Source organism: Flavobacterium sp. (assembly GCF_025352425.1).
Taxonomy (GTDB): domain Bacteria; phylum Bacteroidota; class Bacteroidia; order Flavobacteriales; family Flavobacteriaceae; genus Flavobacterium.
This window is the reverse complement of record NZ_JANXTI010000045.1, coordinates 12,981-35,176: the sequence shown is the minus strand read 5'-3', so window position 1 is coordinate 35,176 and position 22,196 is coordinate 12,981. Positions and strand designations below refer to the sequence as shown.

22 protein-coding genes are annotated in these 22,196 nt (G+C 33.1%); 6 read left to right on the top strand and 16 right to left on the bottom strand.

What is annotated here, in order from left to right; all coding sequences use genetic code 11:
* Window position 1: 1 nt before the first annotated feature.
* The 4 genes from miaA to Q0Q99_RS06510 are packed head-to-tail and all read left to right on the top strand — an operon-like array spanning window position 2 to window position 3,055.
* A complete protein-coding gene (gene miaA / locus Q0Q99_RS06525; RefSeq protein WP_293893210.1) occupies window positions 2–919 on the top strand; it encodes a tRNA (adenosine(37)-N6)-dimethylallyltransferase MiaA in 918 nt (305 codons plus the stop codon).
* A gap of 53 nt (window positions 920–972) precedes the next feature.
* The gene (locus Q0Q99_RS06520; protein ID WP_293893207.1) at window positions 973–1,692 is read left to right on the top strand and encodes a hypothetical protein; all 720 of its coding nucleotides are present in this window, start codon (window positions 973–975) and stop codon (window positions 1,690–1,692) included.
* A 4-nt stretch (window positions 1,693–1,696) separates the two neighbouring features.
* Window positions 1,697–2,302: an outer membrane beta-barrel protein gene (locus Q0Q99_RS06515; RefSeq protein WP_293893204.1), complete on the top strand. Its 606-nt coding sequence runs from the start codon at window positions 1,697–1,699 to the stop codon at window positions 2,300–2,302.
* 12 nt (window positions 2,303–2,314) lie between these two features.
* On the top strand, window positions 2,315–3,055 hold the full coding sequence (locus tag Q0Q99_RS06510; protein ID WP_293893201.1) for an acyl-ACP thioesterase domain-containing protein: 741 nt from the start codon (window positions 2,315–2,317) through the stop codon (window positions 3,053–3,055).
* 30 nt (window positions 3,056–3,085) lie between these two features.
* On the opposite strand, the gene Q0Q99_RS06505 is transcribed toward Q0Q99_RS06510, so the two are convergent.
* From Q0Q99_RS06505 to Q0Q99_RS06445, 13 genes are all read right to left on the bottom strand, one after another.
* The gene (locus tag Q0Q99_RS06505) at window positions 3,086–3,787 is read right to left on the bottom strand and encodes a response regulator transcription factor (RefSeq protein WP_293893198.1); all 702 of its coding nucleotides are present in this window, start codon (window positions 3,785–3,787) and stop codon (window positions 3,086–3,088) included.
* A 14-nt stretch (window positions 3,788–3,801) separates the two neighbouring features.
* Complete coding sequence (locus tag Q0Q99_RS06500; RefSeq protein ID WP_293893195.1) at window positions 3,802–5,379, bottom strand: HAMP domain-containing sensor histidine kinase; 1,578 nt, start codon at window positions 5,377–5,379, stop codon at window positions 3,802–3,804.
* A gap of 70 nt (window positions 5,380–5,449) precedes the next feature.
* Window positions 5,450–6,034, bottom strand: a complete 585-nt coding sequence (gene coaE, locus Q0Q99_RS06495; protein ID WP_293893192.1) for a dephospho-CoA kinase — start codon at window positions 6,032–6,034, stop codon at window positions 5,450–5,452.
* Window positions 6,031–7,032, bottom strand: coding sequence for a glycosyltransferase (locus Q0Q99_RS06490; RefSeq protein WP_293893189.1), 1,002 nt, complete (start codon window positions 7,030–7,032; stop codon window positions 6,031–6,033). Before Q0Q99_RS06490 ends, coaE begins: the two co-directional genes overlap by 4 nt.
* A gap of 85 nt (window positions 7,033–7,117) precedes the next feature.
* A complete protein-coding gene (locus Q0Q99_RS06485; protein ID WP_293893186.1) occupies window positions 7,118–9,142 on the bottom strand; it encodes a T9SS type A sorting domain-containing protein in 2,025 nt (674 codons plus the stop codon).
* A 100-nt stretch (window positions 9,143–9,242) separates the two neighbouring features.
* Window positions 9,243–10,430, bottom strand: a complete 1,188-nt coding sequence (gene fabV, locus Q0Q99_RS06480) for an enoyl-ACP reductase FabV (RefSeq protein WP_293893184.1) — start codon at window positions 10,428–10,430, stop codon at window positions 9,243–9,245.
* Window positions 10,431–10,485: 55 nt separating this feature from the next.
* Window positions 10,486–12,138 carry a DNA repair protein RecN gene (gene recN, locus Q0Q99_RS06475; protein ID WP_293893182.1) on the bottom strand — a complete coding sequence of 551 codons (1,653 nt, stop codon included), beginning with the start codon at window positions 12,136–12,138 and terminating at the stop codon, window positions 10,486–10,488.
* Between the two features lie 42 nt (window positions 12,139–12,180).
* On the bottom strand, window positions 12,181–13,068 hold the full coding sequence (locus Q0Q99_RS06470; RefSeq protein ID WP_293893180.1) for a DUF4835 family protein: 888 nt from the start codon (window positions 13,066–13,068) through the stop codon (window positions 12,181–12,183).
* Entirely contained in the window at window positions 13,058–14,269 is a 1,212-nt protein-coding gene (gene coaBC / locus Q0Q99_RS06465) for a bifunctional phosphopantothenoylcysteine decarboxylase/phosphopantothenate--cysteine ligase CoaBC (protein ID WP_293893178.1), read from the bottom strand. The genes Q0Q99_RS06470 and coaBC overlap by 11 nt, the downstream gene beginning before the upstream one ends.
* 4 nt (window positions 14,270–14,273) lie before the next feature.
* Window positions 14,274–14,594, bottom strand: coding sequence for a DNA-directed RNA polymerase subunit omega (locus Q0Q99_RS06460; protein WP_293893176.1), 321 nt, complete (start codon window positions 14,592–14,594; stop codon window positions 14,274–14,276).
* Window positions 14,595–14,601: 7 nt separating this feature from the next.
* Window positions 14,602–15,396 (bottom strand): outer membrane protein assembly factor BamD, encoded by a 795-nt coding sequence (locus Q0Q99_RS06455; RefSeq protein WP_293893174.1) that lies wholly within the window; start codon window positions 15,394–15,396, stop codon window positions 14,602–14,604.
* Between the two features lie 109 nt (window positions 15,397–15,505).
* Complete coding sequence (dapA, locus tag Q0Q99_RS06450) at window positions 15,506–16,390, bottom strand: 4-hydroxy-tetrahydrodipicolinate synthase (protein ID WP_293893171.1); 885 nt, start codon at window positions 16,388–16,390, stop codon at window positions 15,506–15,508.
* Between the two features lies 1 nt (window position 16,391).
* Window positions 16,392–16,910: a hypothetical protein gene (locus Q0Q99_RS06445; RefSeq protein WP_293893168.1), complete on the bottom strand. Its 519-nt coding sequence runs from the start codon at window positions 16,908–16,910 to the stop codon at window positions 16,392–16,394.
* 49 nt (window positions 16,911–16,959) lie between these two features.
* Between Q0Q99_RS06445 and Q0Q99_RS06440 the strand changes: the two genes are divergently transcribed.
* Together Q0Q99_RS06440 and Q0Q99_RS06435 are read left to right on the top strand one after the other, a co-directional pair.
* A complete protein-coding gene (locus Q0Q99_RS06440; RefSeq protein ID WP_293893166.1) occupies window positions 16,960–17,736 on the top strand; it encodes a 5'-nucleotidase C-terminal domain-containing protein in 777 nt (258 codons plus the stop codon).
* A 4-nt stretch (window positions 17,737–17,740) separates the two neighbouring features.
* The gene (locus Q0Q99_RS06435) at window positions 17,741–18,655 is read left to right on the top strand and encodes a bifunctional UDP-sugar hydrolase/5'-nucleotidase (protein ID WP_293893164.1); all 915 of its coding nucleotides are present in this window, start codon (window positions 17,741–17,743) and stop codon (window positions 18,653–18,655) included.
* On the opposite strand, the gene Q0Q99_RS06430 is transcribed toward Q0Q99_RS06435, so the two are convergent.
* The 3 genes from Q0Q99_RS06430 to ligA form a co-directional block, all read right to left on the bottom strand.
* A complete protein-coding gene (locus Q0Q99_RS06430; RefSeq protein ID WP_293893161.1) occupies window positions 18,632–19,327 on the bottom strand; it encodes a lysoplasmalogenase family protein in 696 nt (231 codons plus the stop codon). The two genes, Q0Q99_RS06435 and Q0Q99_RS06430, sit on opposite strands and share 24 nt — an antisense overlap.
* A 229-nt stretch (window positions 19,328–19,556) precedes the next feature.
* The gene (locus tag Q0Q99_RS06425) at window positions 19,557–19,751 is read right to left on the bottom strand and encodes a hypothetical protein (protein ID WP_293893158.1); all 195 of its coding nucleotides are present in this window, start codon (window positions 19,749–19,751) and stop codon (window positions 19,557–19,559) included.
* Between the two features lie 408 nt (window positions 19,752–20,159).
* Entirely contained in the window at window positions 20,160–22,160 is a 2,001-nt protein-coding gene (gene ligA, locus Q0Q99_RS06420; RefSeq protein ID WP_293893155.1) for an NAD-dependent DNA ligase LigA, read from the bottom strand.
* Between the last annotated feature and the right edge of the window lie 36 nt (window positions 22,161–22,196).

Here is a 22,196-nt window from a genome sequence, read left to right as displayed (position 1 = left end):
CTTGAATTACCTAATCACAATTATTGGTCCTACAGCAATTGGCAAAACATCGCTGAGCATTGCGTTAGCAAAACATTTTGATTGTGATATTGTTTCGTGCGACAGCCGTCAGTTTTTTAAGGAAATGCGCATTGGAACTGCTGTTCCAACGGATAATGAATTAGCGTCGGCTCCACACCATTTTATTCAAAACAAATCAATTTTGGAAAATTATACTGTTGGTGATTTTGAAAAAGAAGCTATTCCAAAACTAGATAAATTATTCCTAAAAAATAACATCCAGATAATGGTTGGCGGGTCCGGTTTGTATGTGGATGCTATTCTGAAAGGATTTGATGATTTTCCGGAAATTGAAAATTCAGTTAGAGAAAATATAAACATTGATTTTGAGCGATTTGGAGTTGATTACCTGCAAAATAAGTTAAAAGAATTGGACACTGATTATTACAATGTTTTAACTGTTGAAAATCCACAGACATTGCAAAATCCGCAGCGAATGAAGCGCTTTATTGAAGTCTGCATTGGCACCGGAAAACCTTATTCCTCCTTTCTTAATCAAAATAAAACTAAGCGCCACTTCACTCCTATTATTATTGGGCTGGAAGCAGAAAGGAAAATTATGTACGACCGAATTAATCGGCGTGTAGACATTATGATGAAACTAGGCTTGGTGAAAGAAGCCGAAGGTTTGTTTCCAAATAGGCAGTTAAATGCATTGCAAACTGTGGGTTATCGGGAATTGTTTGACTGTTTTGAAGGAAAGATAACTTTAGATTTTGCCATCGAAGAAATAAAGAAAAACACACGTCGGTTTTCAAAACGGCAATTGACTTGGTTCAAGCGAACGGAAGATGTGAAATGGTTTGATTATTTAACAGATAAAGCCAAAATAATTGGGTACATTAATTCATTGTTGTAAAAGTTATTGCAACGCAACCCTATTCAAATAATGCATCCATAAAGAAAATATTTATGAAATCACAGATTACTTCGTCAGTTCGTTTATTAGGCTCGAGTTACGAATACCAAAAAAACAATCTTAAAATTATTAGTAAAAAATTACTCTTGCTCTTTTTTATATCTTCAGTAATTTCTTGTGAAGGTATTCAGTATGATGGCGAAACCAGATTAGTGTTTCAAACAGTGGTTTTAAATTCTAATGGAGAACCTTTAACCAACAGCCATGTAGAGATTAGTGTTGGTAACGCTTACTCCAGTGCATTAATCTCTAAAGGAAAAACAAATCAAAACGGAAGTATAACATTGGTTTTTCCTGCTCCAAAAGATGATTTAGGTATTAACCTTAAAGTTTATAATGATGATGCTTCTTATCTGCAAAAAGAAGTTTTAAATATTCATAAATCAGATTTTGAAAACTACAAATTCATTTATCAAAATGACTATCTCTTAAAAGCTGATGAAACCGCTCCTTTAGTATTAACTTACAATCATTCAAGTCCTTATACTGCCTTAAAAGTAAGCGTTAACGGAATATACTATATGGATCAGGAGCTATATAATTTTAATTATGATACTGATTTTAATATTTTACCATATGAAATTTTAATTAAAAAGAATCAGTCCTTCCAATTGAAATATACTGTCTTGAATATGCAGACAAATGTTGAAACCGAGTACATTGTTGATCTAACAATCGGAACCAATCCTTTGAATTATTCCATAAACTACTAGCCTCATGAAAAATAATATATGTCTTTTATTGCTCATTTATTCAGGCATTGCTTTTGCTCAGGACGAAACTAAAACTCCAAAACCTCAATTAGATTTTAAGGTAAATGCCCGATTTCACATGCTTTACCCAATTCAGTTTGGAAATACTGCGCTTGCCAAGGCGCATAAACCAAAATTAGGATTTTCAGCCCAAATGAACCTTTTGGATTATCGAAATTTTAAGGCAGGATTTGGTTTTGATTTTGTAACCTATGAAATAACAAATAAACAGGTTATTGCCAATTTAAGCACTTCAAAATATACGAGTGCTTATGTTTTGATTAGCTATGAATACAAAATAAATAACAAGCTACTAGTTACTCCCAATATCGGCTATGGATCGGCTACATTAGATTTAGGAAGTAGAAATTCCAGGTTTGGCAATCAAAATGGGAATGAAATCAGGATTGGTGGTATTTTAGATTATAAAATTGGAAGAACAATTTATGTTTTTAGTGGAATTAATTACATAACCAATACATTTAATGTAGAAACAGCACCAGAATACAAATCTTTTTTTTCAAAAGCAAATCAATTGCAATTGAGTATTGGAATTCGATTTGGGAACTAAATAATTTTTTGAATGGCAATAGCGACAAACTTCACTTCTATATTAAGCAAAGATTGGGAAATTAATTTTCTGCAATGTTACCCGAATGGTTACTTGAAATATACAGATTTGTGTAATATTTTACAGTTAACGGCCGCCGTTCATGCCGAATTAGGTGGAATTAGTTTTAGTGACATGCAACTTCATCATCAAGCCTGGGTTTTAAGCAGAATGCGGGTTGAGATAAAGCGATTGCCAAAATGGAGAGATATCATAACTGTAAAAACATGGATTAATTCGTTGGAAAACTCGCGTTCGATACGTTGTTTGGAATTGTATATTGGTAACGAAAAAATTGCAGGTTGCGAAACCTTTTGGGCGGTATTTAATACACAAACGCGTCGCCCGGAAAACTTGGCTTTGCCACATGAACATTTTGTAAAGTATCCAGACGATAAAGCAACTGAAATTCAATTTTCTAAAATTGACACTACGATTGACAAATCATTTGTAACAGAAAAGACCATTTATCTTTCTGACTTAGACATTGTAAATCATGCTAACAGTGTGAAATATTTAGAATGGTGTTTGGATTATGTCGAACCAAAACTTCTTTTAAATAAAGGTTTGGAAAGTTTTGAAATGAATTATCTAAAAGAAGTTTCTCATAATGAAACTATTTCGATTGAAAGCAGCAACTCAGAAAGCCCAATGATTTTTACGGTAAGTTTTGCTGATAAAACGTGTTTTGCTTTACAACTAAATTGGAAATAAGAATGGCTCCAGTTTCCTGAAGCCAATTGCTTATTTTTTTACAACTAATCTAAAACCTTCGCCATGAATATTTAGGATTTCTACCGTTGGATCTTCCTTAAGATATTTACGTAGTTTGGCAATGTAAACGTCCATACTTCTTGAGGTGAAGTAATTATTTTCTCTCCAAATTTTTGTCAATGCTAATTCCCTTGGCATCAAATCATTTTCATAAGTAGCCATCATTTTTAATAATTCGGATTCTTTTGGGGATAATTTGATTGGTTCGTCATTACGTAATTTCAAGTAACGAAGTTTTGAGTTCAAAAGAAAATTTCCAATTTGGAATTCAAATTTAGCTGGTTCATTTTTATTTTCCGCTGCTTTTCTTTGAATGATTGCCTTTACTTTCATTAACAACACATCCGAGTCGAATGGTTTGTTTAGATAATCATCAGCACCAACTTTGTAACCTTTTAATACATCTTCCTTCATTGATTTCGCGGTAAGAAAAATCAAAGGGACATCTTTGTTTTTTTCTCTTATTTCTTTTGCCAAAGTATATCCGTCTTTGTATGGCATCATGACATCTAAAATACACAAATCGAAATTGTCTTTTTTAAATTTCTCGAAACCTTCCATGCCGTTTTTGGCCAATGTTACTTCAAAATCATTTAATGACAGGAATTCTCTCAAAACTATTCCGAAGTTTTGATCATCTTCCACGAGAAGTATTTTTTTGTTATTTTCCATAGTTGTTTTTTATTTTAATTTATGAGTGGAACTTTAATTACAAATGTGCTTCCTTTTCCTTTTTCACTTTCTACAAATATTTCGCTGTTGTGATCCTCAACAATTCTTTTAACGTAAGACAAACCTAAACCGTGACCTTTTACGTTATGCAAATCACCTGTATGCTCACGATAGAATTTTTCAAATATTCTTTTTTGAGCTGTTTTTGACATTCCGGAACCTTGATCTTTAATTTTAATAATGATAAAATCCTTTACATTTTCAGTTTGAATGCCTATTACCGGTTCATTAGGCGAATATTTGATTGCATTATCCAAAATATTAACAATTACATTGGTAAAGTGAACATCGTTTAACAAAACCGAGGTTCGAGTTGCATCAAAATGTGTTGTTATTGTTCCGTTTCTATCTTCCATAATTAAATTCACATGTTCAATAGCATCTTCAATTATCTCGTGAATATTGTTAGATTCTTTATTTATGTCTAATTCTTTTTTCTCCAATTTGGAAATACGTAGAACATTTTCAACTTGGGCATGCATACGCTTATTTTCATCTTTTATCATTTCTAGATACCGAAGCACTTTTTCTTTATCGTCGATTACCTTTGGATTTCGAATTGCATCCAAAGCCAAATTTATTGTAGCAATCGGCGTTTTAAATTCGTGCGTCATATTATTAATGAAATCAGTTTTTATTTCAGAAATTTGTCTTTGCTTTATCAATTGGTTTAATGCACTTGTATATGCAATTATTATAATAAGCGTAAAAATGATTGATAAGATGCAAATTCCAATTAATTCAGAGAACAAAAATTTCTTTTTTTGCGGAAACGTTAATAGCAATTTGTACTTGTTATTCCCGTCATTATCAATAAACACTGGTATTGAATACGTTGATGGTTTGTCATATTTAAAACCTTCCGATTTTATTTTTGTTGCCAGGCCATTACTGTAAACATTGAATTCAAAAGGCGTTTTGACTCCATATTCATTGAGTTCTTCATTTAACACTTTTTGCATCATTTCATTTGAAACTCTTTCTTGAATTGGCTTTACGGCAGCAATATCTTTGTAGAAAATTTCAAATTCCGCATTATCAAGCAAATCCATCCGACCTGATTTTTCCATTTTAACATCCGGCGTAACAGATTGTTTTAAGGAATTATCAATGTTACCATTGTAAATCTCAGTCTTTCGCTTTGCAGTGAAATTTTTGAGTCGTACACTATCTAATTTTTTATCAAAGAACGTTGCCGGTATACCGTAGTCTTCCGAAATAATACTATTTGAATAAACTATCATTTCATTAGTCCGAGAATCACGCTGATAGTAACCAAATTCTAAAAAATCGCTTTTTTGCGGGGCTTTTCCAATGCTATCCTTCAGATGATTGTACATCTCTGCATAAGTAAACTTCTCCTGCTTTTGTAATTTATCAGCAACATTCCCAAGAACTTGTTTGACATGATATTTGAATTGTTCTTCATTATTTTCAAACGACTTGTCAAACCAGTAAACCTGAACAAGAATTATACCTATTAAGGATAAACTCATTAAGATAACAAGTAAGCGGAAAAACAATTTATTCATTATACAAATTTAACATTTTAACATTTATACAATAAATACATTAACCAAACATTAACATCTTGCTCATATATTAATGATTTTTCAATAATTTGAAAATTTCATCAACTCGCTTTTTGGTTGCTTCAATTGATATATTGTTAATTACATAATCGCTTTTAGCAACCCTTTGTTCATCAGTCCATTGGTTTTGCATTCTTTTAATAACAGATTCTCTATCGGTTTTATCACGTGCGATGACTCGTTGAAGTCGAGTTTCCTTTGGAGAAGTAATCGTAATAACGGCATCACAATATTTATTGCTTCCGGATTCGAATAAAATAGCCGCTTCCTTGACAACAAAAGGGTAATTGGTATATTTTTTAACCCAGTCATCGAAGTGTTTTTTAACTTCCGGATGAACGATGCTATTTAGTTTTTGTAATTTTTCGGGATTATTAAAAACAATTTGAGCCAGTTTATCCCGAAGAAGTCTTCCTTTGTCTAAAACTTCTTTACCGAATTCTGTGCTTATTGCTTTAACAACTTTATCAGTAGTCATTAATTCTCGTGCTTCATCATCAGCGATGTATACCGGAATTCCAAGCGATTTTATGTACTCCGCCACCATTGTTTTTCCGCTTCCAATTCCGCCTGTTAATCCAATTATTTTGGTCATATTTTTACGTTAAAAAACAATTCGGGAAATGCGCTTTCCGGCTTTTGTTTTAGTATAATCACTTTTAGATATGATACTAAAAATCCCTTTCCGTATCCAAAAAATTGTTTTGAAACCGCAATTACAGAAAGAAAACCAATCGTAAAATTTTTGTTTTCAATTGCAGCGGTTATAAAAATTAGCAGAAAATAAAATAAATAACATAAAATGGGAAAATTAAACCCAAAGGCTAAAAAGATAATCGCTATGTAAATCCCTATTACAAATAGCGTAGGAAGGAAAAACGTCAGTTTGCTGTATTCTGGATACCAACTATTTAAAATTGGTCGGGCTTTACCAAATTTATTCACCTGTATAGAAAATTTATCCCAGTCAATCCTGCGTTTGTGATAAACGAATGCTTTAGGGAAAAGTCTTGTTTCATAACCTAACTTCCATAATCTGATAGTCAAATCCGGATCTTCTCCCGGATGGATATTACCAAAACCTTGAGAATCTTCAAAGGCTTTTTTAGAAATTCCCATGTTAAAACTTCTGGGTTGGAACTTGTTCAGCTTCTCTGAACCGCCTCGAATTCCTCCTGTTGTTAAGAAAGATGTCATTGCAAAGTTTATTGCTTTTTGAATGTCTGAAAAAGAATCTAAAGCCGCATCTGGACCACCAAAACAATCAACATGATGTGTTGTTAATTCATTTTCGACCTCGTTGAGATAATGCCTTGGGATAATACAATCAGAATCGAAGATAATAAAGTAATTTCCTTTGGCAACTTTCATCCCATAATTTCTGGAATCTCCCGGACCAGAGTTTTCTTTGAAATAATAGGCAATATTGAGTTTCGTTTTAAACTTTTCAACTTCGGCTTCACAGCTATACGTAGATCCATCTTCCACGATTACAATTTCATATTCTTTGTTATAATCAGAAATAAGAAGACTTTCTAAAAGCTCTTTAATTTCATCGGACCTATTATAAACTGGAATAATAATTGAAAACATTGTATAAATTTTAACAAAGATAAGTTTTATACAAAAGAAAAACCACCTAAAAATTAGGTGGTTCTATCTATACATTTATTACAAACTATTCTTTAATAACTTTAATAGTTTTAACTAGGTTATTTGATGTCACTTTAACCATGTAAGCTCCATTCGATAAGTTAGACATATCTATTTGAGCCGTGTTAGCATTAACAGCATTTGAACTCACTTTTTGTCCTAACAAATTAAACACGTCTACGCTTGAAATTTCCTGGTTATAAGATAAATTAAAAATGTTTTTTACTGGATTTGGATAATAGGCAAAATTAGCATTATCAAATAAACCGTTTCCTAGAGAGCCATCATAAGCTGAAATAGCAAATCCTCCATCGTTATCATTATTATATTCATAAACTCTCAACAAAAGTATTGAACCTGGAGTTAGACCTGTAAGAGGTAATAGAGAATAAGCACCAGTGGCAGCACTATCATCATCACATCCAACTTGGATTAAACTTGAACAATCACCTGAATAAGCTGTAACAACTGTATCAAGACCTGTTGCTCCGGTAGTTGAATTACCCGTTTCAATTGTTATACTTCCACTTGCTGGAACAGTTACACTAAACCAAACATCTCCGCCTACAAAACCAAAACATGTTGTTGGAGCAGTTTGTGAAGAAGTCGTTGCAGATGAAGTAGTTCCATCGGTTAAATGATCTGAATAAATTCCTCCAGCAGTTAATGGAATAGCGGCTGAACATTCGTCATTAGCAGGAGCCGGTGGTGGAGTTCCGACACAAAGATTAAACGTAATGTTATTAGTTGTACCATAAGTATATACTCTAACATAATAAGTACCCCCAATTGTTAAACCTGTAGCAGTACCAGTGTCCGGATCACTACATAAAACTGAAGTTTGAGAACCACATACTCCGGATAATACTTGCATATAGGCATCAGTACTAGTACCAGTCCCTCCTACTGCCACTACATTTGACAAAACAATTCTATGACTTGTTGCAGTTGCTACAAAACTAAACCAAACATCATCATCAGGATTTCCAAAACAAGGTGTAGCTGCCAATGATTGAGTTCCTCCAAGAGTAGTTCCAGATGTTACAGTACCACAGGCATAATCAGGATTAACTGTTAATGCGATTGCAGCAGCGCATTCATCGTTCGCCGGAGGAGGAGGAGGATTAACAGTTAAAACACCATTAACTTTATCAGTTCCATTCCAAAAACCAAAATTAGTTGCTCCATAAACATAACCACCACCATTAAGTTGAAATCTCGTAGCATAGTAATAAGTTCCAACAGCTAAACCATTACCAAGATTAGCTTGATATTCATCATTATTTCCTACTTCAACATTAAAAGTAGCTGGAATCCAAGTTGTAAAAGTATTTGGATTGGCGTCAGTGGTACCATATCCAACCCAAGCTTGAATTCCTGGAGCTTGTCCTGACGTTGTATCAGTTAACCCTCCTTCATATACTTGACCATAAACGGTTACACTTCCTCCCTGATTAATTGTTGCAGTATAAGGAAATTGTAAATTAGCATAATCCGGCAAGTCAGCAGGAAGAGCGGCAACTGCGAGAGTGTAATCTTCCGTTTGTCCATAACCTGTTCCTGTCTGACAAGAAGTTCCGTATGCAGCATATCGCTTAATAACTCTCATTCTAGTGTTTCCGGTTAATGCAGTTGTGGGAACTGTTATGCTACCTACTAATTGAATTGCGTCAGCTCCGGTAGAGTTTGCAATTGTTCCAATATCATAAGATTCTCCAGCATCAGTAAAATCATTATTTTGATTCCAGTCAACATAGACTCTTAAATAGGTTATATAATTACCATCTGTATTACCTTTTATAGTAATTGGGTAAGAACTACCAGCTGTAACATTTCCAGTTGTAGTTGTGTAATCTTCGTGTGCAACAATTGTTGTTCCATTATTAGTGCCAACAAGCGCTGAAGTTGAATTATTAATGCCCGCAAAGTTCACTAACGTTATAGGTTCAACATTACTTGTAAATGTCATTGGACCACAATAAGGCAAGGGAAATTGGGCAAAACCCGAATAACTGACCAACATTAGCAGTAATAAAGTAATTTTTTTCATAAAAATTTAGTTTTAAAAGTTAATAACCATAAAAGTATGTATAAATAAAAAAACTCACAAGCATAATTTGTGAGTTTTTAATATAAATGTTAACAATTAATTACATACTTGGAATTTTGACTATTTCGTTAGTGTCTAAATTGTAATCAACTCCTGGAAATCCAAAACCAAACAGATTTTGAAAATCTTGCTTATAGCCAGCTAAGTCGCCAATTTCAATTAGATTTTCAGAAGTAGCTTTTGCCCATAAATCTTTTATTCTTTCTTGAATATCACCACGCATTTCCCAATCGTCAATTCTGATTCTACCTTTATCATCAGTTGGAACTCCATTTCCGTTATAAAGTCGCTGCTCAAACAATCTTTGTATTTGTTCAATACAACCTTCGTGAATGCCTTCCGCTTTCATAATTTTATAAAGTAATGAAATATATAATGGAATTACCGGAATTGCAGAACTGGCTTGTGTTACCAACGCTTTATTTACGGATACATAGGCTCTTCCACTTAAATCCTTCAAATCGTCCGTAATTTTGAAAGCTGTCGCTTCCAAATCATCTTTGGCTCGGCCAATAGTTCCTTTTCGGTAAACTGCTTCTGTAACCTCGGGCCCAATATAAGAATACGCAATGGCTATGGTTCCATTTGCCAAAACACCCGCATTTTTAAGAGCGTCCATCCACATCTTCCAATCTTCACCGCCCATGACAACAACGGTATTGTCAATATCTTCCTGATTTGCAGGATCAATGGTAACCTGAGAAACTAAACCAGTATGAAAATCAACCGTTTTATTTGAAAATGTTTGTCCGATTGGTTTTAATACCGAACGATGCAAAACTCCAGTAACAGGATGCATACGAACTGGTGAAGCTAAGCTGTAAATCACCATATCAACCTGACCTAAATCAGCTTTAATCAAATCTATTGTTTGTTGTTTCACTTCATTTGAAAAAGCATCACCATTAATACTCTTAGCATATAATCCGGCCTTTTGTGCTTCTTTTTCAAAAGCAGCAGAATTATACCAACCCGGAGTTGCGGTTTTACCTTCTGATGGTGGCTTTTCAAAGAAAACTCCAATTGTGCCGGCATCTGAACCAAAAGCGCTTGTTATTCTTGATGCTAATCCAAATCCAGTTGAAGCTCCAATTACCAATACTTTTTTAGCACCTTCTATATGGCCTTTTGATCTTACATATTCAATTTGATTCTTAACATTCTGGGCGCAACCTTCCGGATGTGCTGTCAAACAAATAAATCCCCGCATTCTTGGTTCTATAATCATATGATATGTATTTTATGTTAGTTTTTTTGAGTTACAAAAGTAATAAATTAGCATTTCAATTCAGCAATGCTTTGGCATGATTCATGGCCGAATGAGAAATATCTTTCCCTGAAAGCATCTCGGCAATTTCAATTATTCTTTCATCGCTATTTAATAATTTCAATTCTGAAACCGTAGTTTCTCCCACTACTGTTTTGAAAACTTTATAATGATTACTTCCTTTAGCAGCAATCTGTGGAAGATGTGTAATGGCAAAAACCTGCATCGTTTTGCTCATTTCTTTCATGATTTCTCCCATTTTATTGGCTATTTCGCCCGAAACTCCGGTGTCAATTTCATCAAATATAATAGTTGGAAGTTTTGAATATTGGGACAAAATAGACTTTACTGCGAGCATAATTCTGGACATTTCTCCACCGGAAGCTACTTTTTTTAACAATCCAAAATCGGTACCTTTATTAGCAGAAAATAAAAACTGAAGCGTGTCTTTTCCATTATTGTGATAACTGTCGGAAGGAATAATATCAATCTTGAATCGCACATTTGGCATGCCTAAGAGATTCAGAATAACAATAAGTTTCTCGCTCAAATTAGGGATTGCTTCTCTCCTACTTTGGCTTATTTTATCTGCAACTGCATCTAACTGCAATTCAAAATCTTTGATACTATTTTCAAGTGTTACAATTTCTTCTTCTAAAGTAGCAACCGAGACAACCTTATTTTCCAAATCCGTTTGAATTTGAATTAATTCTTTTATCGTTAAAACGTTATGCTTTTTCTGTAGGTTATATATCAGTTGCAGTTTTTGATTGATAGCTTCCAGTTTTTCAGGATCATTAGAAACCAAATCTGACTCTCGGTTTAACTCTTTGACAATATCATCAAATTCAATTAAAATGCTGTTTGTACGTTCAAAAAGGGATTGATAATCAGTCGAAAAATCCACATTTTTCTGAAGGGTAGCCTTGAATTCTTTTAAGTTTTTTAAGATTCCAAATTCATCTTCATTGGCAACAGCCAAAAGCTTATCCAGATTTTCCTTAATGAATTCAACATTATTTAACGTCTTATACTGTTGCTCTAATTCTTCTGATTCTCCTTCTTTTAATTTGGCAGATTCCAATTCCTGATACAAAAACTCGTTATAATCTTTTTCCTTTAAAACAGCAGAAAATTCATTTTTTCTAGATTCCAAAGTCGATTTAGATGAACGGTATTTTTTTAATCCGAATTGAAATTCAATAAGTAATTCTTGATTATTGGCAATAGCATCAATGATTTTGAATTGATATTCTTCTTCAGATAGCTCTAAAGTCTGGTGCTGTGAATGTACATCTATGAGATAAAAACTTAAATCCTGAAGTTGTTGGAGATTAACGGGGCTATCATTTACAAATGCTCTGGATTTTCCGGAAGGCAAAATTTCCCTTCGGATAATTGTTTCTTGTTCGTAATCCAAATCATTAGATTCGAAGAAGGATTTCAAATCGTATTTTCCAATAGAAAAATTGGATTCCACAATACATTTTTCATCCTTATTCTTAAGTGAAGTTAAATCGGCTCGCTTTCCTAAAACCAAACCCAATGCGCCAAGAAGTATCGATTTTCCTGCGCCCGTTTCACCGGTAATAATTGAAAAACCATTCGAAAAATCGATATCTAATTTTTCTATAAGGGCAAAATTTTCAATAGATAACGATGTAATCATATTCAGAAAATGAGGAAAAAGTTTAAGTAGTAAATGTACTAATTATAACTTAATCGTTTGCCATTTACTTACGTTGAGTGGCGACAATTTATTTAGATTATCTATAGTTTCTGTTAATGAAACTTTTGGCCCTCCCGATAAAATAGAAACCAGTTCATCTACTTTAGCATCAAAAAACACTCGGGTTAAGAAAGCATTCGGACGAACAGCATATAGTTTGGACAGTGTAGTAATTGCCCCAATAATTTTATCTTTTGAGCCTTTTACATCAGTGCTCATAGTATCTAAACCTTCTCTGTGGTATTGATATAATGCTTCTCTGTAAGCATCATACGTTCCACTAAGAATATCTGTGGTTAAGAAATACCTGTTTTGATTTCCGTCGGATTGACTCCACCCTTTATAACCACTTTGCTGCGCTACAGTTTGTATTTGTTGTGCAGTTTCATAATTTTTATTGCCACCCATCAACGAATAAGTATCGGCATCAAAACCAAGAATCATATAACTGTAATAAGCCAAAACGGAAACTAAATTTGAATCAAAATTGGAAGGATTAAATTGCAAGTTTTCAAATTCAACATACCGAAATGTAAAATCTTTGTCATTATAATTAAACACCGGAGACGAATAGGTGGAATTAAAAACCGGTCTTGTTGATTGCACCTGTATCGTTGCAGAGAATTGGTTCGAATCATAGCTATTCACTATAATAACCATGGAACACTCAATTTTCTCATTTGGTTTATATTCATCACCTGTCCAATCGGTTTTATTTACAAAATCACTTATCGAAGTTTTTAAGTTTTTGAATATCTGATTGTTAGTTGTTGCAACTTTATCCGAATTAATCTGAACTGAACAGTTTAATTGTTGTGCTTGTACCACTCCAACAAAAAGCAATAAAAGAAAACTAATCTTATTTTTCATAATGTGAAATTACTTTGTTCATTATATCGTTTGCAACCAATTCTTTTGATTTCAATTCCATTGGTTCAACCACAAAATCCTTATCAATAAATGTGATTTTATTGGTTGGTTTCCCAAAACCCGCACCTTTATCCTGAAGCGAATTTAGAACAATCAAATCTAAGTTTTTTTTCTGAATCTTCAACTTAGCATTTTCAATTTCATTTTCTGTTTCCAAAGCAAATCCAATTAAAAATTGATTTTGCTTGATTCTTCCCAAAGAAGCCAATATATCCTGCGTTTTTTCAAGTTCAATTGTTAAGGTAGCTTCTGATTTTTTAATCTTTTGTTCTGCTAAAACTTTTGGTTTGTAATCTGCTACAGCTGCGGCACAAATAGCAACATCAACGGAATTGAAATGGTTGTGACATTCATCATACATTTCTTTTGCAGAAGTAACTCGAATCAAATTAATAACGGAATTATTTGTGTTTAAGTGTGTTGGTCCCGAAATTAAAGTAACTTCCGCACCAAGATTTGCCGCGCTTGCCGCAATATCAAAACCCATTTTTCCTGAAGAATGATTACCAATAAACCGAACGGGATCAATAGCTTCATAGGTTGGCCCGGCAGTAATCAATATTTTTTTACCTTTTAATGGTAATTTACTTTCCAAATCCTTTTCCAAGAAAGCTATTATATTTTCTGGTTCGGCCATTCTTCCTTCTCCGGATAAACCGCTGGCAAGTTCACCGCTTTCGGCAGGAATAATTATGTTTCCAAATTTGTGTAAAAGCGAAAAACTGGAAATCGTTGAAGGATGTTTATACATATCCAAATCCATTGCCGGAGCAAAATAGACTGGACATTTAGCGGATAAATAGGTAGCAATTAAAAGATTGTCACAATTGCCATTTGCCATTTTAGATAAGGTATTGGCAGTTGCCGGAGCAATAATCATTATATCGGCCCAAAGTCCCAATTCAACATGGTTGTTCCATTGCGCGTTGGCATCTTCTTCATCAAAAAAAGTAGAATGAACCGGGTTTTTGGAAAGCGTGGATAAGGTTAACGGAGTTACAAAATCCTTAGATGCAGGTGTCATTATCACTTGGACATGCGCACCTGCTTTTATGAATAGTCTAACTAATGTTGCTGTTTTATATGCGGCAATTCCTCCGGAAACACCAAGTAGTATTTTTTTACCGCTTAAAACAGACATATTATTAGTCTTTTGTAGTATCTTTGTAGTAAATTTTGTCATCAAGCCATTCCTGAACAGCTAATGCATGTGGTTTTGGTAATTTTTCGTAGTATTTAGAAACTTCGATTTGTTCTTTGTTTTCAAAGATTTCCTCAAGACTGTCGTTGTAAGTTGCGAACTCTTCCAATTTCTCAGTCAATTCTTTTTTGATTTCAGAATTGATTTGGTTTGCTCTTTTAGCCATTATTGTTATTGCCTCGTAAACATTGCCGGTACGCTCTTCAATTACAGTTTTGTTGTATGTAATTGTGTTTACTGGTGCATTCGTCTTTTTTAAATCCATGACTTTCTTATTTAGTAAATTGTTTTAAATCGCTATCAATTCTGGCTAACATTTCGTCAGCTTTTGATTTGTATTGTGTATCAGCTTTAAATTTAATCAAACTCGAATAAGCCACTTTTGCAGTTTCAAGCCTTTCTTTCATTTTCGAAGGAATACTGTTAATCGCTAATAAATAGGCTGAGTCAAATTTATAATATAAAGCTTTTTCTTTATATACAGTTCCCGGAAAATTAATCATAAAGTTGTCAAATGCCACCATCGCCGCTTTATAATCAGATATGGTATTATAGATTTTAGCATTTTCGTATGCTTTTTTCTCTAACTTTTCTCTTAGGTTTTTTACTAACAAATTGGCTTCAGCCAAATTTTTTCCTTCCGGATAGGTATCAATATAATTTTGAAGTTTATCCACAGCTTTGTATGTATCCGTTTGATCTAAACTATAAACCGGAGATAAAAATGTAAAAGATTTTGACCCTAAAAAAGAAGCTTCCTCAATTTTTTCACTTTTTGGATAGCTGGCCGAAAAACTCTCAAACTGATAACCCGATAAATAATATTGCTTTGTTTTATATAACGCCTGTGCATACATATAAAACATTCTCTCAGCTTGAGGCTTTCCTTTGTACGCGGGAGCAATTTGTTCAAAAAGACGAATAGCTTTACCATATTTTTTTGCATCATACATTTTTGTAGCGGACGCAAATTTAACGGCAACATCTTCTGATTTTAATGCTTTTTGATAATCGCTACAAGACGATAAAAATATAATTACGGCAAATAAGGCTAAAAATTTCTTCATTTATTTATTTAATTCAGCTGATTTCAAAGCCATTTAGGGTTTAAAAAATCAACTGCAAATTTAGTTATTAATTGTGGAATACAAAATATTTTTTTAGACTTCAAAAAATCTACATTTTTGAAATTTTATTGGTGAAATCATGCAAGCGATTTGCTAAATCTTCATTGGCAGTCACTAATGGTAATCGCACATAATTTTCAGATAAGCCCAATGATTTAAAGACTTCTTTGATTCCTGCGGGATTTCCCTGCTCAAAAATCATATCGATTGCATCTGCTAAAAGATAATGGATTTTATAGGCATCGTCTACTCTTTTGTTTAAACCAAGATGCACCATTTCTGAAAATTGTTTTGGAAAACCTTCTGCAATTACTGAAATAACGCCAGAACCACCAGCCAAAATCATGGGCAACGTAATCATATCATCACCCGAAATTACTAAAAAGTCTTTTGGTTTATACTGTATCAGTTTCATGGCTTGAACAATGTCACCTGCCGCTTCTTTCACAGCAATAATATTTTTAAAATCAGTAGCCAATCTAATGATAGTTGAAGGCAACATATTGCTTGATGTTCTTCCCGGAACATTATATAAAACCACAGGAATTGGCGATGCTTCAGCAATCGCTTTAAAATGCTGATAGATGCCTTCCTGTGTTGGCTTATTGTAATAAGGAGAAACCGATAAAATAGCAACGAAATCTGAAAAATTACCTGATTTTAATTCTTCAACAATTTCTGCAGTATTGTTGCTTCCAACACCAAGAACCATAGGTAATCTTCCTTTATTGGCATCAACGATAGTTTTAATAACTAGTTCCTTTTCAGTTTTTGATAACGTAGCGCTTTCGGCAGTAGTTCCAAGAACAACCAAGTAATCTATTCCATTATCAATCTGGAAATTAACTATGGCTTTCAAAGCCTCAACGTCTACCGAGAAATCTTTTTTGAATGGTGTAACAAGCGCAACTCCGGTTCCAATTAATGATTGCATGTTATATTTTGTTTAGGATTTTTAAATACTTGAATAATTCGGACATAAAAACTTTATAGTTTTCGGCATTGGTATTAATCATGAAGTGATTTAATCGCTTGTCAATTGATGCAAAACCAACTTTGAAACTTGCCTTAGATAAATGAGAAACCAAAAGTAAGGCAACTTTTTCAGTATCGTAATAATTAATCAACAAATCGAATGTCTCAGCAACAAAATCTCTTACTTCTTTTTTATCTACTGTTCCTGTCCAGCTCAAATCCTTATGGCTGAAAACAGGATAATCAAAAATTTCATTCTTTTTTATTTTGTTTTTGAAAACCAAAACTTTGATATTATTTTCTTCAATTCCTTTTAGAATTAATTCTTTAACTAAGTCTTCTCTTTCATAAAAATAGGTTTCATCAAAGATAATCCCAACAGTTTTGATTACGTTATCTGAAGTAGAATGCTTAACATTGGATAAGCTATTTTTTACAATTTTTTTTGTTGAAAAATCCTTTAAGTAATTTAAAAACATCTTACTTTTACTTGAATTACAAATCTATTAAAATTAGTGCTAAAAAGCGATGGTAAAACTAAAAAACTATAACGGTGTAGTAAAGCATTTTGTTTTATTATTAACATTTATTTCAGTAATTTCTTGTGCCGAAAAGAAATATACTGTCATTAAAATTGAAGGCAAGGAAATTGGTATTACCGACAAGAATTCTGAAGTTGCTGCCATTGAAAACTTTATCAAACCGTATCGCGATAGAATTGATGCCGATTTAAATACGGTTTTAGCCAATGCCCCCGAAACTATTGACAAATCCGGTGAATGGCAAACACCAATGGGAAACTTTTTAGCAGATATTACTTTTGAAAAATCGGATAAGGTTTTTCAAATGCGCGAAAAAAAAACAATCGACATTTGTTTACTCAATCATGGTGGAATTCGAAGCATTATTCCGAAAGGAAATGTAACTGCAAGAACTGCTTATGAAGTCATGCCTTTTGAAAATAGTGCTATTGTAATTGGGTTGAAAGCAGAACAAATTATCGAAATGATAAATTATATTATTTCCGAGAAAAAACCACATCCTTTGAAAGGACTAACGTTTACAATCGATAAAAATAATCAGCCAAAAAACATTTTGGTAAATAGAAAATCATTAGATGCTAATAAAGTCTATAATGTTGTGACTTCCGATTATTTATCAAACGGTGGCGACAATATGCTTTTCTTTAAAAAAGGTGTTGCTCAATATGATTTAAATTATAAACTTAGGAATATCATCCTTGATTATTTCAAAGAAAACAAAACAATTGTGGCAAATACAGATATTAGAATCATAAAAGAATAGCATTATGAAAAGAAGAGATTTTATCCAAAACACAGCATTGACATCTACTTTTTTAGGGCTTGGAGGTTTGTCTTTTAGTAGTTTTAAGACGGTTGATACCAAACATTTAACCGTTCTTCATACGAATGATGTTCACAGCTATATTGATCCTTTTCCTCCAACGCATCCAAAGAATCCAAATATGGGTGGCGTCGCCCGAAGAGCTGCTTTGATTGAAACTATTCGCAAAGAAAGTTCAAACGTTTTGTTACTTGACGCCGGAGATATTTTTCAGGGAACGCCTTATTTTAATTATTATGGCGGCGAATTGGAATTCAAACTGATGAGCATGATGAAATATGATTTGGCTACGATCGGGAACCACGATTTTGACAACGGAATTGAAGGTCTGTATACTCAATTGCCAAATGCCAGTTTTGAATTTGTCAACGCCAATTATGATTTCAAAAATACTATCATGAATGGTCATGTAAAGCCTTATAAAATAATCCATAAAGATGGAATTAAAGTAGGTATTTTTGGAATTGGGGTTGAGTTAGAAGGCTTGGTCGACAAGAAAAATTATAAAGAAACGGTTTATCACGATCCTGTTAGCATTTCTCAGGATATGGCCCGTATTTTAAAGCATGAGGAAAAATGCGATTTGGTAATTTGTCTTTCGCATATTGGCTATCAATATAAAAACGACGCGGATAAAATTAGTGATATTAAATTGGCCACACTGACCAAAGATATTGATTTGATTATTGGTGGTCACACGCATACTTTCCTTGACAAACCAACGGTTTTAAAAAATGCTGACGGGAAAGATGTCCTGGTAAACCAAGTTGGTTGTTATGGAGTAAATCTTGGCAGAATTGATTTTTATTTTGATAACGATATTGCTAAAACTTCTTTAGGAAAGTCTATTATTGTTTGATTTTTTTTCTGCGACAATTATATATTTGTAAAATGAGAAGAAAGCCAAAGCATTGAATGTCATTGCTAATGGTCGGAATAATTCTTCAAACTCGTTGGTTAAAAAATACTTCTCAACAAAAATTACAAATTGCAACATCACAAATAGCAAAGCACTGATTAAAAGTATTGAATTTTGCTTGTTATCATTCATAAAATAACTTGAAAGCGCAATTCCGGCAAACATAGATATCAATAAATTTTGAAATATTATCAAATAAATACTGTTCTGTGGAATCTCCACGGTTTCTATAAACAAATAAAAAAATATCAATAAAAAAGGAGTTGTTGCAATTATTAAAGGAATAGAATCATTGATTCTTTGCAGGCTAAATATTAAATATATTACAATTACCCGATGTATTGTGAAAACCAATAAACCATAAAACAAATAGTTTGGAGTGTTTGGAATAAAAAGGATATTGGTTATTAACGATAGGAACAATGCAACAATAAAAAGCGGATTTTTTTTGTCTGATTCGATTGAATAGATTACTATTAAAAATAAAGGGATTACCGGTTTCAAAACACAAATCAATGGTCTGTTTCCAAAATACTCAGCTATCACTTCAAAAAAAGCTATTAAAAAATAACATATAGTTAGTTTTTTTATGTGGGTTACTTTTTTCTGCATCAATTGTAATTTCAAAAATTAGATAGATTCATTTAGATTGTCAATAGACTTGTAGTTACTGCTTTCTTCTGTTAAAATTATAAATTTTGACAACAAAAATTGACCTAATACAAACATTAACATAGCAATTGCATGAAAGAAATTGCCATTTTCATAATATACTTTTAGCACAAAAACGAACTGTGTTAATGCAAAAAGCATGGTACTTAAAAATAAAAGAAGATTTGATTTAATTCGGAAGCATTATATAATTTCCAAAGCTTAATCCTCCTAAATAAACGGTAAATATACCATGTATTAAAAACAAGTAAATCGTATCGCCCATAGCTTCAAAAGATAAAAAGCAAACCGTAGCATAAATAAAAATAAACGGGATAGAACCGATAATTAATGGTACTAAACTGGGCAATTTTACTCTGTTCATCGCTATGTAAATAATTAAAATTCTATAAATCAGAAAAAAAACAGAGCCATAAATTATCCAATTTAAAGTATTTTCTATAAACATTAAATTAGCAATCCAACTGCAAAACAAGGCACATATAAAAAAGTTGCACTTTTTTTTAGTCAGGCGTAAATAATAAGCCAATAAAAAAGGTATTATGAATGGCTTTGTAATCCATATCCAGGACTTGTTCTCATTGTATTCTGCAATGATTTCCAAAAAAGAAACAACAAAAAACGAAGATAACAAGAAGTTGCTTGAAACGTGTTTACTATAGTTAAAAAAGTTATCCCGATTCATTTTTTAATTTGAGGCCATTAATTTTTAAAATTAATCTAATATTTTTAAAAGCATCTATATTATTTCTAAAATTAATTAGACTATTCTTTAATCCGTAATCATAGCCAAAAATTCTGTTTCCGAAATGATGGAAACTTTTAGTTGATTCGCTTTTTCAAGTTTTGCCGGACCCATATTTTCTCCAGCAATTACAAAATCGGTTTTAGCAGAAATAGAACTTCCCACCTTTCCACCATTATCTTCAATTGCTTTTTTTAAATCATCTCGGGAGAATTTCTCAAAAACGCCTGAAACTACGAAAGTTTTGCCTGATAATTTTTCGGTAGCATTTGGATTAAATTTTTCAACCAATTCTAATTGAACTCCAAATTCTTTTAAGCGTTCGATTATTTTGACGTTTTCTTGATTTTCAAAAAACTCGATTACACTTTGTGCAATCTTCTCTCCTATTTCATCAACTAAAATTAAATCCAGTAATGAGGCATTTTGAAGTGCGTCAATATTTCTATAATGTTTAGCCAATTTTTTTGCAACGGTTTCACCAACATAACGAATTCCGATTGCGTACAAAACCCTTTCAAACGGAATTTCTTTCGATTTCTGAACGCCATTAATTAAATTTTCAGCCGATTTTTGCGCCATTCGTTCCAATGGCAGAATTTGATTAATCGTTAACTCATATAAATCAGCATAATTTTTAACCAAATTATTATTGAAAAGCAAAGCCACCGTTTCTCCGCCAAGGCCTTCAATATCCATCGCTTTACGCGAAATAAAATGCTGAATTCTACCAATAATTTGCGGTGGACAACCATAAAAATTAGGGCAGTAATGATTTGCTTCGCCTGGAATTCTTATTAGTTCCGAATCACATTCAGGACAATGTGTGATGTATTCTGTTTTTTCCGATTGAGGATTTCTTTTTATGAAATCTACTTCTATTATTTTAGGAATGATTTCTCCGCCTTTTTCGACAAAAACAGTATCACCAACACGTATATCTAATTTTTCTATCTGATCCGCATTGTGTAAAGAAGCACGTTTTACAATCGTTCCAGCTAATTGAACAGATTTCAGATTGGCAACCGGAGTTATCGAACCTGTTCTTCCAACCTGATACGAAATCGAATTTAATGTTGTAGAAACTTGTTCGGCTTTAAATTTATAAGCCATTGCCCATCGTGGTGATTTGGCGGTATACCCTAATTCGTCCTGTTGGTGCAGGTTATTTACTTTTATTACAACGCCATCCGTTTCATAGGGCAAATCGTGCCGGTGTGTATCCCAATAATCAATATATTCAAAAACTTCTTCAATAGTATTGGCCAATTTGGCTTCCTTGGGAACTTTGAAGCCCCAATTTCGTGCAGTTTTCAATCCCTCGAACTGAGAGTTGAAATTCAAATTATTGCCTACAATAAAATATAACAAACATTCCAATGGTCGCTTGGCTACTTCGCTACTATTCTGCAGTTTTAAACTTCCCGAAGCAGTATTTCTTGGATTAGAATAAGGCGTCTCCCCAATTTCAATCAATTCGTGATTCATTTTTGAAAATCCTTTAAAAGGCAAAATAATCTCCCCTCGAATATCAAATCGTGACGGATATTCCCCTTTTAATTCTAATGGAATTGATTTTATGGTTTTAATATTATTGGTTACATCATCACCCTGAAAACCATCACCTCGCGTAACTGCACGTTTTAAAATTCCATTTTCATAAGTTATGGAAATTGAAGCGCCGTCATATTTCAGTTCGCAAGTGTATTGTAATTGGACATTTCCTAAGGTTTTTTGGATTCGGGTTTCCCAATCGATAAGATCTTCTTTGGAATAGGAATTGTCAAGTGAATACATTCGGTAATCGTGGACAACTGTGTTGAAGTTTTTGGTAATCGTTCCGCCAACTCTTTGTGATGGAGAGTTTTCATCAAAGAATTCAGGATGTTGAGCTTCTAATTCCTGAAGCTGTTTTAGTTTTTGGTCGAATTCAAAATCAGTGATTATCGGATTATCCAGCACATAATAGTTGTAGTTGTGCTGATTGAGTTCGTCACGTAAATCCTGAATCGTTTTCTGAATATCCATAAAATGAATTGGCTATTTTAGTTGCGAATTATGTGC

What these genes read in the sequence shown, in the direction of transcription:
- Q0Q99_RS06520 (WP_293893207.1), top strand. Translation starts at nt 973, where the DNA reads ATGAAATCACAGATTACTTCGTCAGTTCGTTTATTAGGCTCGAGTTAC.
- Q0Q99_RS06515 (WP_293893204.1), top strand. Translation starts at nt 1,697, where the DNA reads ATGAAAAATAATATATGTCTTTTATTGCTCATTTATTCAGGCATTGCT.
- Q0Q99_RS06510 (WP_293893201.1), top strand. Translation starts at nt 2,315, where the DNA reads ATGGCAATAGCGACAAACTTCACTTCTATATTAAGCAAAGATTGGGAA.
- Q0Q99_RS06505 (WP_293893198.1), bottom strand. Translation starts at nt 3,787, where the DNA reads ATGGAAAATAACAAAAAAATACTTCTCGTGGAAGATGATCAAAACTTC.
- Q0Q99_RS06500 (WP_293893195.1), bottom strand. Translation starts at nt 5,379, where the DNA reads ATGAATAAATTGTTTTTCCGCTTACTTGTTATCTTAATGAGTTTATCC.
- coaE (WP_293893192.1), bottom strand. Translation starts at nt 6,034, where the DNA reads ATGACCAAAATAATTGGATTAACAGGCGGAATTGGAAGCGGAAAAACA.
- Q0Q99_RS06490 (WP_293893189.1), bottom strand. Translation starts at nt 7,032, where the DNA reads ATGTTTTCAATTATTATTCCAGTTTATAATAGGTCCGATGAAATTAAA.
- Q0Q99_RS06485 (WP_293893186.1), bottom strand. Translation starts at nt 9,142, where the DNA reads ATGAAAAAAATTACTTTATTACTGCTAATGTTGGTCAGTTATTCGGGT.
- fabV (WP_293893184.1), bottom strand. Translation starts at nt 10,430, where the DNA reads ATGATTATAGAACCAAGAATGCGGGGATTTATTTGTTTGACAGCACAT.
- recN (WP_293893182.1), bottom strand. Translation starts at nt 12,138, where the DNA reads ATGATTACATCGTTATCTATTGAAAATTTTGCCCTTATAGAAAAATTA.
- Q0Q99_RS06470 (WP_293893180.1), bottom strand. Translation starts at nt 13,068, where the DNA reads ATGAAAAATAAGATTAGTTTTCTTTTATTGCTTTTTGTTGGAGTGGTA.
- coaBC (WP_293893178.1), bottom strand. Translation starts at nt 14,269, where the DNA reads ATGTCTGTTTTAAGCGGTAAAAAAATACTACTTGGTGTTTCCGGAGGA.
- Q0Q99_RS06460 (WP_293893176.1), bottom strand. Translation starts at nt 14,594, where the DNA reads ATGGATTTAAAAAAGACGAATGCACCAGTAAACACAATTACATACAAC.
- Q0Q99_RS06455 (WP_293893174.1), bottom strand. Translation starts at nt 15,396, where the DNA reads ATGAAGAAATTTTTAGCCTTATTTGCCGTAATTATATTTTTATCGTCT.
- dapA (WP_293893171.1), bottom strand. Translation starts at nt 16,390, where the DNA reads ATGCAATCATTAATTGGAACCGGAGTTGCGCTTGTTACACCATTCAAA.
- Q0Q99_RS06445 (WP_293893168.1), bottom strand. Translation starts at nt 16,910, where the DNA reads ATGTTTTTAAATTACTTAAAGGATTTTTCAACAAAAAAAATTGTAAAA.
- Q0Q99_RS06440 (WP_293893166.1), top strand. Translation starts at nt 16,960, where the DNA reads ATGGTAAAACTAAAAAACTATAACGGTGTAGTAAAGCATTTTGTTTTA.
- Q0Q99_RS06435 (WP_293893164.1), top strand. Translation starts at nt 17,741, where the DNA reads ATGAAAAGAAGAGATTTTATCCAAAACACAGCATTGACATCTACTTTT.
- Q0Q99_RS06430 (WP_293893161.1), bottom strand. Translation starts at nt 19,327, where the DNA reads ATGCAGAAAAAAGTAACCCACATAAAAAAACTAACTATATGTTATTTT.
- Q0Q99_RS06425 (WP_293893158.1), bottom strand. Translation starts at nt 19,751, where the DNA reads ATGAACAGAGTAAAATTGCCCAGTTTAGTACCATTAATTATCGGTTCT.
- ligA (WP_293893155.1), bottom strand. Translation starts at nt 22,160, where the DNA reads ATGGATATTCAGAAAACGATTCAGGATTTACGTGACGAACTCAATCAG.